The following is a 15,766-nucleotide window of genomic DNA, read 5'->3' as shown; positions in this document are numbered from 1 at the left end:
CGTGACGCCGCGATGCCACCAATTATGCCTCCGATGGTCAGGAAGAACACGCCCACGGTGCCATAGATGATACCTACTTCCTCCGTGGCTAAGGCCAAACCGCCTTTGTCGACCGATCCGAGCAGGAAGGGGTTGACCATTTTAAGCAGGAAAGCCTCGGGCAGGCGGTACAGAAGCATGAAAACAATGGCCAAGATGACGCCCGGTTTGCGGAAATAAGTCTTGAAAGTCTTGAGAAACTCCTTGACTATCATCATCGCCTGACTGTTTTTGTCAATGCCTGAATCGTGGGTTGTCTCGGTCTTTGGCCGTGGAATGACAAACGTGTGGTAGAAAGTTACAGCCATGAAGAGGGCCGCCGTTATACCCATCGTTATGGTCCACGACAGCGGAATGTTGCCCGACGTGCTCTCGATGTGGCCCGCTATGTAAACCAACACGCCTTGTCCGAAGATGGACGATAGGCGATAGAAGGTACTGCGGATACCCACAAAGAAGCTCTGATCTTTCTGGCTGAGCGCCAACATGTAGAAACCATCGGCGGCTATGTCGTGCGTAGCCGAGGCAAAAGCCGTGATGACAAAGAGTATCAGCGTGAAAGTGAACATGCTGATAGGTGTGTGTCCGGCGGCGATAGTGGCCGCGTCGGGTCGTGGAATGCTAAGAGTGAGCAGTACGAAGGCCGCGCTCATGATAATCTGCATGGCCAAAATCCACCATCGTTTGGTCTTGAGAATATCCACGAATGGGCTCCACAAGGGTTTGATCGTCCACGGCAGATAGATTAAACTGGTGAAAAGGGCCATTTCGCCGTTGGACACTCCCATCTTGGTAAACATCGTCACGGATATTTGGTTGACGACGAAATAGGGAATGCCCTCGGCAAAATAGAGTGTAGGAATCCACGCCCAAGGGGATATGTTCTTGAGATTCATCACTTCGTTTTATTTCTTCATTCGTGCCTGAAGCTCCCAAGTACGAATTCGGTCCTTGTAAGTATTGTTGCGATTTTCTTTCTCTATGCTGAGCGCTGCGTCGGAATTGTCGTCCCAACGGCGGCAACAGTAGAGCACATCGTAGATTCTTCCTATCTGATAACGGCGTGAAATAGCCAGTCCGAGGGCGTAATCCTCACCGTAATTCACGTTGGGCAGGTTGATCGTACGTATCACCGGAGTGTAGAAACCGCGTGGAGCGCCGAGGCCGTTGATACGCAACGCGTTGTTGCGACCGTTCTCCGGAGTCCATTCGCGATGGTCAATCTTGCCGGGAGGCAGCATGTTCTTATTGATGTCGGTGAGCATGTAAGAGCCTATGACCATAGCGCACTGCTGCTCATGGAAAGCGTCAACGAAGCGTTGAAGGGTGTTCTCATCGGAGTAAACGTCGTCGCTGTCGAGCTGAACGATGAACCTTCCGCACTTGGGATGGTGGGTTGCCATGTTCCATGCGCCACCTACGCCGATGTCACGACGGGTCGGTATGAGGTGAATAAGGCGCTCGTCGTCCTTGTATTCCTCAATGGCTTCGGTCGTACCGTCGGTAGAATGGAATTCAGGACCATTCTCCACAACGAATACATTGTACTTAAAATTGGTCCTCTGGCTCAACGCGCTCTCGATAGCATCACGGATAGTACGGATTCGATTGCGCACGGGAATCATGATAGTGGCCTCGTATTCAAAGGTCTCCGCATTGAAATCAACGCTCTCAAAGGTAGGTTCGAGGTAGCCACCGATTTCTTTCAGGTACTCGGTGCAGGCTTGTTCCATCTCGATTTGTGAGGCCCGGTTACGTGGATCCACGTAGTCAAAGAGCTTCTCGCCGGTCTTTCGGTTGTCAAGTTCTACCTCGCTGTAAAGGTATTCGTTGATATGTACGAGCTCCTCGCTCTCGGTCAACTTCAAGCGAAGGTCGTAAAAACCGGCTGCCTGATAGTTTGCGGTAGTCTTGGCAGCGGCAGTCTTGAGGGCGTCGGTGCGGAAAAGAAGCACTGAACCGAAGTCGAAATCATCGCGCAAGCTACCCTTCTGATAGTCGATAACGGGCGCCTCGGAGCGAATACCCTCAGCCGAAATCTTGTAATGGTCGGCATATATCATGCCCGCATCGGTGCAACGGGCTATATTTACCATGCGTTCGAGCGCATAGAGGCCTATCTCCATGTACTGTTCCTTCATATATAATAAGGTGAAAGGCGCCTGCGCCTCGTCGGCTACCTTACGCATCGTGGCGCTACTCTTGAGCGTATCGATGGTCATAACGCCGTCGACGCCTTCCACGGGCTCATCATTGGCACTGAGAATGATGATTCTATTCACGATGTCTAAGCCTTTCAAACTTTCCAATGTCTTTGAAAGTTCTTCCTTACCCGCCATGGGGAGAAAGCAGTCTACCAGTTTTTTCATAATGATTGCTATGTTTTCAGTTATTATTGATTGATGAATATTTTTCCTAAAATGCCATCCTCATTGGTGTAGAGCACGGCTTTGCGGCTCAAGGGGATGATGGTATTGATGAGCGTATTGCCCACCTTATGCTTCCACAGCAGGCGTCCGGTCTTGCCATTGATGGCAAAGATAAGCCCGTTTTTGGTGGAAGAGAATACGATACCATCCTTTTCGGGCAGCATAACGGTGGCATGCTCGTAGCCGAAGCCCACGTTGCAGGCCCACAGTTGGCGAGGTTGGTCGGTCAAAGCGGAGTAACATACCACGCTATCGCGCATGGTCTTGGCGTAAACACGCCGCTCATCGGCCGATATTCCGAGCGACTCGCGCACCACGCTCTGCTTTGTGGCATAATGCTCGCGACCGCTTTGGGCGTCGATGGCGGTCAACACACGGCGCGGATCGGCCACGAATACCTTGCCACGGCCCATGACCGGCCACACGCCGGCAGGCGAATAGTGCATGTCTTGCCGCCCCGTGGTCCACTGCCACAGCTCTTTGCCGTCCTTACAGCGCAGGGCGTAGAGCGTATTTGCCCAATCGCCGAACACTACCATGCCGTTTTTGACGAGTGGTTTGGTCTCGACGTAGCCGCGAATACCGCCCCGCTGCCACATGATAGTGCCGTCGCTAACGCGGATGGCTCGAAAATGATGGTCGCTACTGCCTATGTAGGCTATGCCGCGGTGGATGGTTACGGCGCTCACCACGGGCCTTTGGGTGGCTACTTTCCAGCGTAGGCTGCCCCGGCGCAGGTCAACGCCGTAGATATTACCGTCGGCCGACCCTGCCACAACTACGCCCTTGCCGATGGCGGGCGTGCCGATGATGCGCCCTTGGGTGGCAAACTGCCATCGTTGGTGCCCGTTTTGATCGAAGCAAGTAAGGCGTCCTACGTTGTCGGCCACCACTATGAGGCCCTTGCCGATGGCCGGCGATGAGTAGATACCTGCTTTCAGCTCGGCCTGCCATGCGTCTTTCACGGCGGGATAGGCGGCATTTACGCTGAAGTCGGGGCGCAGGGGCGACGCGGCGGGCGTGGCCTCGCCCTTGGGTTGATGATGGCTGATGGCGGCCCAGCGTACCCGTGGCTTACCGATAGGATGGGTATAAACGATTACGGAGTCGGCCGTAACGTCGTACTCGTTGTACTGTCCCGTGGTGGCGGGGCGTTTCCGAAGGTTGGTAATGTTGATAAAACCGGGCATACCGTTGTACGATGAGAACACGTTACGATGGTAATGACCGCCCAAGAAGGCCTTGACGGGATAGGGACGCACGGCGTCGGTAAGGTCGAAACAGTTATCGACATCGTCCGGGAGCATAGGCATGTGGCTCACGAGAAACACGGGTTTGCCGTTGGTACCGTTGCTCCGAAGCTCGTCTTTTACCCATTCTATATCCTCGGGGGCCACGTGGCCCAAGGCCATACGCATGAGCGGACCGCTCGGGAAGCCCAAGAACAGCCAGCCGTTGTGCTCAAACTTAAAGCGCTCATAGCCAAAAATATGTTTGAAATCCATACATCCGCTCTCGCTCCACTTTTGGTCATGGTTGCCCTGAAGTATGTAGTAAGGCTTTCGCAGTTGGTCAAGTTCGTGTTTGGCCAGCCGCAGCGAGGGGCCATCACCTTTGTCGGCGATGTCGCCGGTGACGAGAACGAAGTCGATACTGTCGGTCTTGTTGATTTGATTAACGGAGTTGCGGAGGTCTTGGGTGGGACCTTTGGCGGCCGTGTCGATATGTATGTCGGTGATGAGCGCGAAGCGGAAAGGTGCTCCGGCCCATGCCCATGAGGTTGCATAAAGAAATATCCACAGCATGGTGGCTCGTAAAAAGGAGTCCTTATGTTTCTTTATGAAATGATACATGTTTGTTTTTGGTTTTTTCTTTATTTCGTTGCAAAGATATTAAAATAACATGATTTCAACAAAAGAAAGAAGTGGTTTATCGATTATCTTTGGTTAATGAAAAATAAAAGATGCGGGGGTGACAGGTTCGTAGTTAGCCGATGGGGTGAAAAGGGGCCAATGGCGGCCTTGCGAAAGAGGGCCTTTGGGGCGATGAAAGCAGCCTTTTGAGCGGCTCAAAGCTGGCCTTTGGCGGGGTGAAAGCTGGCCTTTGAGAAAACCACGGGCCGCGAGTGGTAAACTACCGGCTTGGCCGTCGCCGGGCGAAAGAATGCGGGGCGCCGGCCAAGGGGTAGCTGAAGAGGTTGATAAACAAGCGCTTAGCGAAGCAAGTATTGCAGTATCTTCTGCATCAGAACGTCACGATGGGCCCCCGACTTGATGGCCTCAAAGGGGAAAGCCAGCACCACCGAGCGCCACGGATCGGTTTCGTTACCGCCGAATACCACGGCCGCGCTCTTGTTGTTTTCGGGATAGCGCAGGGCCGTATAGGCGCAGGGGTCGGCCGGGTCGATGGCGTCGGGCGACTCAACTACGTACGACTGTTCGTTGGGGCGGTTGTAATATTCCATCAGAAGGGGCTCGTCGGTGAGTGGCGACACCACAGTCATGATCTCACCCTCGGTCGTTGCCTTGTCGTTTCGCCACTGATACTTCAGTATGTTCTTGGCAAAGGCCATGTCGTTAGGGTCGGCTTTGACGATGGGATTTTGCCAAAGGTCGGTTCCTACGTACGAACCTGAAACGAGAATACGGCCGCCCGACTTGCAATAACGGGTGATGGCGTCTTGCAGGGCGGGGCCGAAGGTCTTGAAACCAAGCCCTTGTACGGCGCCTATGCGGCCCATCTTGGTTTGTTTGTTCTTACCTAATATGAGGTCTACGGCGCTGTATGTATCGGCGTTGAGCATGTTTTGGGCCACCGCCGCGTCACGTCCGGCCGACACGAAGCTGTGGCCTGCCTTCAGGATAGCGGCGCCGTGGAGGGCCGGGTAGTCAAAGGTATTGCCCTTGACGACGATACGTTCGTAGTTACTTTGGCTGTCGCCGTAGCCCGAGGCGTCGTCGTCGGTCCACGGAATGGCCCTGCGAAATTCCTTCATGCGGCCCGTGTAGGAAATCATTTCCTTGTAAGGCACGCCGTTATCGTCGTCGGCCAAGAAGCCGGCTTGCTCGTCGTCGGCACTTCGGAAGTCGTCGGGGGCGCTGATACGGTCGAACCCATTGACGATGAGGATAGGCTTGTCGGTAGCCGAGGAGGCCCTACCGACGCTCAAAATCTCGGAGGGGAAGCTCTCGCCACCTTTGTTAAGGGCACATACTTTGAAGCTGACGACCTTATCGTTTTCGATGGTTGTGGTGAAAAGGGGCTTCTTCGTAAGTCGTCCGTTGTCCCAATCGCCATCGCCAATGCGGGTGTAAACGATGTATCTTTCGGCCTCGGCGGTGGGTTCCAATGGGTCGGCCACGGGCTGCCACGCCAGTTCTACCTTGCTATTCTTGACGAATCGGGCGCTGAAATCCTTGACCGGAAGAGGTTGTACTACGTATTCGCGGCCGTAATTGTCGGCAAGGAAGCGCAGCATGGCTTTGTAAATGGAGCGGCTGACGCTGAATTGGAAGCGGGGATCGGCGCCATAGCGCATGTCGGCAAAGTTCTCATGGGAGAGCAATTCCAGCAACATGGCCGGCACACGGGGCGTCCATGCCTCGAAATAAGCTTGGTTCCACATGCCCCTTCGGGTCCATTTAGGCTCGTAGAGCGCCCGAATGTCGTTAACGATTTGGGACTGTACCATGTCGCAAAGGTCGTGGTTAATCTGTCGGCTGCTGCCATCGGCGAACTTGCCGTCGTACCGATTGACCATGTAAATGCCCAAAGTACCGATGATAGAGTCGCCATATACGGTGCCGGCGTCGCTATGGAAGGCGAAGGAAAGGTCGATGGGAATACGCAGTCCCTTGCCTTCGGGCCATGCCATGGTGCCTCCGAGGAGGTAATTTACCCACAATCCGCGGTTCTTATAGTCGTCGCGATAGTCGTCAATGCCCTTTGAGGGCGAGTAAACGCTGTCGGGTATGCCGGCCCATTGCATGTAGTAGCGGGCTCCTTCAAGGTAGCGGGGGTAGCCGCTGGTAAGGTAGGGATAGGTAAGTCGGGGCTGATAGGCGTTTCGGGCGATACGTCCTATCTTGCGATCGGTCTTTCCGTTGTAGGCTATACTGTCGCCGTCGGTGGCTCGGGCGATGTTTCCCATGCCGCCACCAAAGCGTACCGCGTCGGCCGTAACGACCGTTCCCTTCTGCTTGGAATAGTTACTGAGCGTGACGCAGCCCTGCGTTCCCTTCTCGAAATCAAACGTTCCGAGGTATATCCACGTGCCTCCGCCCATCTGTTGGTTTACATGGAAGCGGGTGGTTCCGTCCTTGTGGGTCACGGTGTAGACGGCTTCGATGGCGCTGTTGGGCAGCGAGTGGTACGAAACATATACGGCGTAGGGGCGTGATACTTCTATTTTGGGGCTCCATTTAATGGTACTTACACGATTGCTGTTGGTCGTTGTGAGGGCCATGCGGTAAGTTCCGTCGCGGAAAGGGTTATCAAAATCCTTGTATTCCTTTTGCTTATAGGCGAAGCCGGGGCCGTTGCCGTTGGTCCAAGGACGGTCGCCGATGGTTTCCTTATAAGGCGATGAGGCCAAACCGCCGTCGTTATCGACGATGACTTCATAGGGGTTGGCGTCGCGTTCGCGAGGGGTCATGACGTAAGCGCCGGCGTTTTCGAGCATGGGAATGAGGAAAGGCAGCACGTATTGCTGCGTGTATTTGTCCTCAACGGTTTGGAACATGCGGCCCCGTTGCCACTGCCAACGCTGTCGGCCCGGCTCAAAGTAAAGGCCGTGGCTCTGCCATAAGGCGATATGTCGGCCCAAAAGACCTTTCGTCGGGACGTAAGGGCGGCTCATGTTGCGCACGATGGGCACGCTGTTGAGGTGGGTAAAGACGGCAGGTTTGTCGTTCTTGGAACGCAGGTGGCGGGGAATGAGGTCGCGAATGTCTACTCCTCCCGTGATGACCCGCACGGAACGACCGCTGTAAGTGTCGGGAATGACGGTGTTTAATTGGGTGATGATTTCGGTATATTTCGCATCATCAAACGATATATAGGAGAAGTTTGTGCTGGCGTAGATGTCGAGTCGGTCCTCCGGGGCTTTGATGGAATCTACCCGGATACGGCCGGTGCTGAAGCCGGAGGTGTATTGGTTGAGTACGGTTTCTATACTGTTCTTCTCCGAGGGGCTGAGGGTTTGGCCCAAAGAGTTGGCCGGCCAGAGTATTCCGGCTAAAAAAGAAAAAGCGATGAGTTTGTTCATAGGATGATTACTAAACTACCGGGGCCTGCGAAAAGGCAAGTCCCGGTAGTTCTTTATGTTAGCGTTTACCGTGGGTAAAGCGGCGAATGGTCAGGCCGTTTACCAACCCGGATTTTGTTTGATCTTATCTTTGTTCAGCGTGATTTCGTTGCTTGGCACAGGATAGAGGTAGTACTTGGCAGCGAAAGTGCGCTTGGCTGTGGTGCCAAGCAAGTAGTTTCCATCCACGTTTTGTTTGCTCTTATCGGCTAAGTTAACGATATTGGCGCCCTTGTTGATGTTGGGGTACTTGTTGCTATCGAGCTTATCGAGCTGGTGCCAACGCACGAGGTCCCAGTAACGGTAGCCCAAGTCGCACATCAACTCACAACGGCGAACGCGGCGTATCTCCCAAATGAGGCTGCTAACGTTCATGTTGTTGGCCGGATCGGCGTCCGGATTGAGCGTCATATTGGGCAACTCGGCACGCTTTTGCAGCAGGTTGATGGTCTTGTCGAGGTCGCCCTGCGTGATTGTTCCAAGCTCCGCTTTGGCTTCTGCTTCGTTAAGAAGGACGACAGAGTACCAGAACAACGGTATATCCGTGTAGTTTGTAGTGGTATTAGTGCGGTAATATACCTCCATTTGTGGGTTGTCATACTTGTAAACAGTGTAGCCGGTAGACGATGTTGTCTCTGCGGGAAGCGGACCGTTGGGCGATGGTTCGTTGCGAATCCAGCCGTGGTCTTTGAAGCAAATGATAGAGTCGACGAGCAAACTAAGGCGCTTATCCTTGTTTGAAAGGAACTTACTGATAGAGAATTTGCCATCCTTATTGATGACAGCGGCGTCGTTCTTGTCGAGCGAAGTGGTCGCTAAAGGCTTTCCATCCTTGAAAAGGAAGGCGTCAACGGCGTCTTTGGTAATACCGTTCTGCGTGGTTGAGCTGCAAGTAAAGTCGCAAAGACCGTGTCCTTTAACGTCTTTCTCGTAGTTGTTGTAAAGGATTATCTCGCTGTTATTCGACAAATCGAGTGAGTTATACACCGTATAAACCTTGCCACTTGCGTTGGGTTTCCAATCGTTGAGTGAGAACTTACCGTTCATCAAAGCCTCGGAAGCCTTGGTACATTCGGTCAAGAACTTATCGGCACGGGCCTTATCGGCGGCTTTACCGTTATCGGCTTGCGTGCGATACTTGCAGAATGTGCCTTCGTAAAGGCAGAGGTCGCTCTTGATGGCCAGTGCCATTTCCTTGCTCCAAGTGGTCTTGTCCTTGGCGAGAGCGGGCAGATTGGCGATGGCGAAGTCAATATCGGCCAGTACTTTGTCCATAACTTCATCGCGATCGTTGCGTGGTCCGTAAACGTTTTCATCGTTTAGGTCGGTTATAACGCTCTCTTCCCACTGCACGTCTCCGTACATTTTCACCAGCTGGAAGTACACCCAAGCACGGTTCATGCGGCCTATGGCCTCGTACTTTGTCTTCTCCGCCTCGGGAAGGGTTGAGGTCTTAAGGCCGTCGAGCATGTAGTTGACACGGCGGATGTTGGTAAATCGACTGTTCCAAGCGCTGGCTTTATTGGGTATAGTGGTGAAGTCCCAGTCGGCAAAATCAGGACTTGCTTGGTCATCATTCAGTGCATTGAAGTAGAAACTGCTGGCACTTCCGTAGAACGAATAGAAGCCGTTGCTGTAGCTTCCCACCTCATTGGCGTTGCTCCAAAAGGCCGGTGTGTTGGTGAAAGTATCGCGCGGATCCTTATCCAACAGGTCATTACAGCCGGTAAGTGCCAAAGTTGAGGCTGCAAGGAGATATAGAATTGATTTTTTCATGATTCAAATTGTTTAAAGATACTTATAATGTAATCTGCACACCGATGGCCCATGAGCGGGTGATAGGCAGGGTACGACCCCATCCACCGTAATCAACTCCCTCGCCCTCGTTGATTTCCGGGTCGAGCGGCAGGTCGCCATTGCCCTTGTGGAGCAAGAAAAGATTGTTGGCGCTGACGTAGAGTCGCAGGTTCTGAATGTAGGCCTTGCGGGTGAGTTCCTTAGGAAGGGTGTAACCCAAGGTGATGTTCTTCAGGCGGAGATACGACATATCGGTGAGGTATCGGCTCTGAGGATAGTAGTTATGGCTACCCTTTCCGGCGGAGAGAGCGGGCACGTTACCGGCTGTTTCGCTACCGGGCCAGAGGCAAGGATAATCATTGTTTTGGTCGATCTGTACCACTCGCTTGCTCGGATCAGCGTCGTAGGTGTACACATTGTAATTGGTTTGGTGCTTGTAAACGGCCAAGTCGGAGGCTTTCAGCAAGGGGAAGTTGAACGCACTGATAGTCCAAATGTCGCGTTTACCGACTCCTTGGAAGAACAAATCAAGGTCGAAACCCTTGTAAGTGCCACCAACATGGAAGCTATACTCGTAACGTGGCAAGGTATTACCTATGACTTTGAGGTCGCCATGGTCCTCGAGAGTGCCTTTACCACCATTGATAACGCCGTCGTTGTTAAGGTCTTTGAACTTAATATCGCCGGGGCCATATACGAAGTTGTCGGTTTGAATACCGGTTTGGTTGGCAATTCCCTTCTTGTAATTCCAACTTCCGTCGGCATTGCGGCCCGTAAAGTCGTCCTCAGTGAAGTAACGATCGGTCTCGAAACCCCAAATGTCACCCCATGTCTCGCCCTCGTAGGCGTAAGAAGTATCGTTGGTATGGCCGATAATCTTGTTGGCATTGTTCCATTTGTTGACCTTTATCTTAGAGTCGCCGATACTGAAGCTGGCGTAAAGACCAAGGTCTTTGGTGAGTTGCTTGCGCCATGCGAGCGACAATTCCCAACCTCGTGCACGAAGCTCACCTGCGTTGGTATAAGGTGCGCCGGCACCTACGGCCGACGGAATGGCGTTACCCGGGGCCAACATGTCTTTGGTCAGACGCTCATAAAGTTCAGCGGTGAGGGTGAACTCGTCGTTGAGGAAGCCGAGGTCGAGGCCAAGGTTCTTAGTCTGAATGCGCTCCCATGTAAGGGTGGGGTTAACCCATGTGGGCATGGTAAAGCCGTTAACTTTGGCTCCACTGCCGTTAAGCCAAACGAAATTAGTATTGGGTTCGGTCTGATAAGGTGTGGTTGTAGAGAGGAACATGTTAGTACCGATGGCCTCATTACCAATCTCTCCATAAGAGAAACGCAACTTACCATTGGAAACAATGTGGCGAATAGGATTCCAATAAGCCTCCTCGCTGAAGCGATAACCTAAAGAGAAGCTGGGGAAGAAAGCCCACTGGTCGCCTCTGCGGAAGCGACTTGAACCGTCGTAACGGCCATTGAGCTCGAGCAGGTAGATACCTTTGTAATCGTAGTTGATACGTCCGAAGTAACCGGCAGAGGCTCTATCGTCGGTAGAAGCGTCGATAGTGGCGTCTTTCATTTCGCCATAAGCGAGGTTGAGTTCGGGGAATGCCTCGTCGTAAAGCATTTTACGGCGTGCATAGAAGTAATCACTGGTGAAGTTCTCGCCGTTAACACCGGCCATAACGTTGAGGTTATGATCGTTGGCAAAGGTGTGGCTGTAGTTTAAGTAAGCATTGGCCGTCCAGCGATTCATCTTCCTATTCCATCGTGTAGCGTCGGAATTGCTGGCCTGAACGATGTAAGTGGGGTTCGTACCCGACCAGTTCATGCCGTAGATACTCTTGTTAGAAGCCTTGTGATTGAAGTTATTGATTTGATAAGTATAGTCTACATTGAACGTCAACTCCTTGGTTATGTTGGCTTTAGCGTAAGCGTTCATGCGCAGAATATCGTGGGTTACGGCCAAACGGTTGCAGTTTTTCTGCATGGCAATCATACGATAGTCGTACTCATTGCCATCGGGGGCCTTGTAAATGCCCGACGGTATGAAGTAAGACCCCCAACGCCAAATGTACTGATAGATGTTAGTCCAAGGGTCGGCGGCGCTGTAATGGCGGCGTGTATAGTTGAAACGAACGCCCGCTGTGAGCCAATCGGTGATGTCGGTTTGCAGGTTGAGCGTGGCGTTATGGCGATTACGCTTGCCGGGATTGAACTTCATGACGTCTTGCTTGGAGTCATATCCCAACGAGGTATAGAAGGTTGTACGACCTGCGGAGCCCGAAATGCTGAGGTTATGGCTCTGTGATGGCGCGGCGTCGTTGTACCATATATCTTGAATATCGTAGTCGGCATAGTACAAGGGGCTACCCGTGGCGAAGCTGAAGTCGCCCACATTGTTCTTGTCCTTGTAGGGATTCATGAGGCTGTAGCCCTTTTTGCCACTGTGTTGTTTGTCCCATAACTCGGCATAAGGCAAGAGATCGTCGAAGTACATGCCGAAAAGCTCGGGCGTACTCTGCCCTGCGCGCTCTTTAGCCAATAGCGCCGGACGCAACTGTTCGGGCACAGAGGGGAAGTCGGGTAGCACAGTGGCTTGGTCCCAAGCCATCTGTCCGTTGTATTTTACGGAGATACGGTCGCCTTTCTTGGCTTGTTTCGTAGTGATAAGGATTACACCGAAGGCGGCTCTCGCACCGTAAACGGCCGATGAGGAGGCGTCTTTGAGCACTGAGATAGAGGCAATGTCGTTGCCATTGATCATCGTCAGGTCGTCAGTAGGTACACCGTCGACAACGATAAGCGGTGAAGATTTCTGCTTATTCGACAGAGTTCCCAAACCACGGATAGAAATCGACGGGTCGGCATTTAAGTTTCCGTTATTGCTAAGGATGGTAAGTCCGGGGATAGCGCCCTGCAATGCCTTGGCCACATCTTGCTCCGGACGGCTTCCGAGGGTCTTGTCAATATCCACATTGGCCACCGCTCCGGTGAGGTTTACTTTCTTTTGCTGACCGTAACCCACCACAACGACCTCGTCGAGCAAGGCATTGTCGGGCACCATGTGTACCTGCATGTTGGCCGAAGCCTTCATTTCCACGGTCTTATAGCCGAGGAATGAAATGCGGAGCTTGGCATTGTTGGCGGTCTTTAGCTCGAAATTGCCCGACGGATTGGACACAGTGCCGCGGGTAGTTCCCAATTCGGCAATGCTGGCGCCAATGATTGGCTCTCCATTTTCATCGACAATCGTTCCTTTCACGGTAACAGTAGTCTTACTATCTGTCACAACTTGCGGTGTAGGACCTGCGTAAGCGTAATTGCCCACTGCGCCGCATGATAGTAAAAGTGCTCCTATCAGAGCAAAGTGTCTTTTCATAAGCGTGATTATAATTAATAAATTGTTGTGTTATTTGCGTAGTAGTTTGGGGCTGTTCGCGTCGTTTATCCACGTATGTACGGAGGGATTAGGCGACGGACTAATGCCTTTCATTTTGCAAATATGGTTAAAATAATACAATCTTCCAAGTGTTTTGATGTTTATTTTTGCTTTTAAGGGCAAATTCCTCCTTACGAACAGTAAGACGATTCTCAATACTTCTTTATGTTACGAAAGGCTTATAGTTTTATAGTGTTCGTCCGGCGACGGGATGATGGGGCGTTGTTGGCGCTTGTGTAAGAGGACTATCTGCCGCTGGTTTTGGGTCGGGCGGAGGGTGATAGAGGAGAAATAGAGGTGAGATTTGTAAAATATTTATCCTATATTTTAACACTTCGGGGCGGCGCAAGTTAGCATTTGGGCCTATGGTTTTCGGCTTTGTTTTTACTCGATGACGACTGATGGGCGGCTCGAAAAGAGCCGTTGGCGGGGCCGAAGCATAGCTTTGACCATACCTGAACTGTGTTTGGGGCAGATGAAAGGGTAGTGATGGGGGCGCGAAAGGCCCGCTTCGGTCAGACGAAAGGGCTGCTTTGACCGGGCGAAAGCAGGCTTATGGGGAGGTAAGAATGGGCTTGTGATAAGATGAAAACAGATAATCGTTTGACTTACAGTAGGTTATAAACTTCTAAATACGTGCGTTATTTGCGGGCAAATGCTTTTAATTTTCAAATAAGGCGAGTATTTATGGGGCTGTTGTAAAGATTATTCTGAATCGCGGACGGGCGTAGGCAATGCGGTGGAATGGGGTCGCGGGCGTTGCTACGAGGCGTGAAAAAAAGCCCTATCCCGTCTCCGTAGCGAGACAAGATAGGGCTGTAGGTTTACTCTTGGTCAGAGTCCCACCAAATGGGGAGGGTCCTTATTTCGTCAGAATTGTACCAAACTTGCTTGGCCTTTTCTGATTTCGGCATGGTCAATTGGAGCGCTCCGGGGATAGAAGCGCCTATGGCTTCAAGGTTGTCGGAGTTATAGCTCGTGTCGTAACTGGCCTGCGGAAGGCGTCGGGGCGACTTTCCGGGAGGGCAAAACTTAGCGGCGTCGGACGAAACTCTGTACCAATGGGGCTTTCCGTAGTTCATGAATATCTGCGGATTGTAGTCGAATCGGCGCATGTCGTTCCAATTCTCACTGCTCCAGAGCATGCTCATGATCTTTTGGGTCATGATTTTCGCCATGCTTATATCGGCCGCCGTACCGATGGCTTTGCTAAGATATTGGCTGATGGAAGCCTCGGTTGCCGGGGCGAACGAGGGACATGTGGCCAATGTGGGGTCGCCGCTGACCCATAGCTTGCACTGCTCTTCCACGGCTTTTATGTGGGCTTCGATACCTGCTTTGTAGGCGGCGAAGGCACCGGCCTTGTCGCCTTTGCGCATCAGGACTTCGGCCTTGATGAAGCAAACCTCCCAATAAGCGCCGAAATAGGTAGGCGAGTCGGGGCGAACGGAGAAGACGCCGCTGACCGCGCTGGCGTCAACGTTCTTGCCACCTACACGGTATAGGAGGTCTTGATTGCTGTCATAGCCTTTTGAACTCGACTTTCCATGTACGTAGATGGTATCTCCCTGACGCTCTTTGTTGGCGGTTTTGCAGTACCAAGAGCCGGCGGGATAGCTCACTTCGTTGTTGGTTGTGCCCGAAGTGGTGAACGCTCCGATGATAGGACCGCCGCCGTTGAGTGTCGGGTCGTTATTGATGATGTCCACACCCATGGAGCGTCGCCACTTGCCATCTGCGCTCCATTTGATCTCAGCGGGTGTTTTGGCGCTCTTGACGGAGCGTGCCCATGGGATGAACTTGTCGGCACGAGGGTCTTCCACGCCCTTGCCGTCAAAGTTGGTAAGGTTGTCATAGAACATCTTTGTTACGTAATAACGGCCGTTATTCATGCCGACGCAGGAGAAAATGGTGCTATAATCCACGGTTTCTCCCCATCCTTGCACGTCCTTGGTGCTGCCGTTGGTGTCCGTATGGCGCAGAACGGTGTTGTCGTTGTTGCTTTGCATGGCCTTGGCAAGGCAGTCTAAGATGGTAGCTTCGTCGTATTTGCCGTCTTGCCACTTGCCGGGTTGCTTCTTGGAAAGGTGGTTGAGCCAGCGTGCTTTGAGCAGATAGCAGAACTTAACCCACTTTGTTACGTCGCCATTGTTCCAGTTGTCGCCCACGGAAAGGGGCTGCGCGCCTTTTTCTTGGGGCTTTTGGAACAGCGCAATGGCCTCGTCCAGCTCGTTGACACAGCCCAAGAAGACGGTCTTGTTGGTGTCAAACTTAGGAGCAATAGCCGCTCCGAGTGCCTCGGTATAGGGTATTTCGCCCATGTGGTCGGCCAAGTTCATGAAGCCGTAGGCCCGCATCAGCTTGGCGCAGGCGGCGTAATGATAGGCTCCGGCGGCCATGGATTTGTCGTAAAGTTCCTTAAGGTTGGAACCACATGGCACTAAGAACCATTGCGTTATGGTGGCGTTGCGGGTAGAAGCACCGAGATTCCAGCGTGAGGCGCCCCCTTCACGGCCGGAAGGGCTGGTGAGCAATCCCGTGAAATAGGAGTCTACGCTGGCTCCGATTTCGTAACTGGCTTGTAAATAGTGCAAGCACCAAGGCAAACGGTACTGATATTGGGCTGTCGAGGCGTTGGGAGTATTCGGGTTCTCGTTCACGTCGAGGTAATTGTCGCAGGCTGTGAGCGAAAAAGAAGCGGCCAAGCCGATGAGTATTGACTTATATATTTTCATGATCTTTCAGTATTAA

At 52.5% G+C, this 15,766-nt stretch carries 7 protein-coding genes; all 7 read right to left on the bottom strand.

Translation table 11 applies throughout. The annotated features are described in order from the left end of the window. A partial coding sequence (locus VIR50_RS08625) for an MFS transporter (protein WP_331934729.1) occupies window positions 1-938 on the bottom strand: 938 nt, incomplete at its 3' end. Window positions 939-944: 6 nt separating this feature from the next. Further along, window positions 945-2,408, bottom strand: a complete 1,464-nt coding sequence (locus VIR50_RS08620; RefSeq protein WP_331934728.1) for a glycosyltransferase family 2 protein — start codon at window positions 2,406-2,408, stop codon at window positions 945-947. Between the two features lie 23 nt (window positions 2,409-2,431). Beyond that, window positions 2,432-4,321 carry an outer membrane protein assembly factor BamB family protein gene (locus tag VIR50_RS08615; protein ID WP_331934727.1) on the bottom strand — a complete coding sequence of 630 codons (1,890 nt, stop codon included), beginning with the start codon at window positions 4,319-4,321 and terminating at the stop codon, window positions 2,432-2,434. A gap of 359 nt (window positions 4,322-4,680) precedes the next feature. Next, window positions 4,681-7,734, bottom strand: a complete 3,054-nt coding sequence (locus VIR50_RS08610; protein ID WP_331934726.1) for a golvesin C-terminal-like domain-containing protein — start codon at window positions 7,732-7,734, stop codon at window positions 4,681-4,683. 99 nt (window positions 7,735-7,833) lie between these two features. Beyond that, window positions 7,834-9,549: a RagB/SusD family nutrient uptake outer membrane protein gene (locus tag VIR50_RS08605; RefSeq protein WP_331934725.1), complete on the bottom strand. Its 1,716-nt coding sequence runs from the start codon at window positions 9,547-9,549 to the stop codon at window positions 7,834-7,836. A 22-nt stretch (window positions 9,550-9,571) separates the two neighbouring features. Then, a complete protein-coding gene (locus VIR50_RS08600; protein ID WP_331934724.1) occupies window positions 9,572-12,955 on the bottom strand; it encodes a SusC/RagA family TonB-linked outer membrane protein in 3,384 nt (1,127 codons plus the stop codon). 884 nt (window positions 12,956-13,839) lie between these two features. Next, window positions 13,840-15,750: a SusD/RagB family nutrient-binding outer membrane lipoprotein gene (locus VIR50_RS08595; protein WP_331934723.1), complete on the bottom strand. Its 1,911-nt coding sequence runs from the start codon at window positions 15,748-15,750 to the stop codon at window positions 13,840-13,842. Window positions 15,751-15,766 lie beyond the last annotated feature (16 nt).

Origin of the sequence: Prevotella sp., from assembly GCF_036570325.1 — a bacterium.
Lineage (GTDB): Bacteria > Bacteroidota > Bacteroidia > Bacteroidales > Bacteroidaceae > Prevotella.
Note: the sequence above shows the minus strand (reverse complement) of the source record. Positions and strands in the feature narration are given on the sequence as shown.

Excerpts from the sequence above, each read along its gene's own strand:
- VIR50_RS08620 (WP_331934728.1), bottom strand. The coding sequence starts at position 2,408 with ATGAAAAAACTGGTAGACTGCTTTCTCCCCATGGCGGGTAAGGAAGAA.
- VIR50_RS08605 (WP_331934725.1), bottom strand. The coding sequence starts at position 9,549 with ATGAAAAAATCAATTCTATATCTCCTTGCAGCCTCAACTTTGGCACTT.
- VIR50_RS08610 (WP_331934726.1), bottom strand. The coding sequence starts at position 7,734 with ATGAACAAACTCATCGCTTTTTCTTTTTTAGCCGGAATACTCTGGCCG.
- VIR50_RS08615 (WP_331934727.1), bottom strand. The coding sequence starts at position 4,321 with ATGTATCATTTCATAAAGAAACATAAGGACTCCTTTTTACGAGCCACC.
- VIR50_RS08600 (WP_331934724.1), bottom strand. The coding sequence starts at position 12,955 with ATGAAAAGACACTTTGCTCTGATAGGAGCACTTTTACTATCATGCGGC.
- VIR50_RS08595 (WP_331934723.1), bottom strand. The coding sequence starts at position 15,750 with ATGAAAATATATAAGTCAATACTCATCGGCTTGGCCGCTTCTTTTTCG.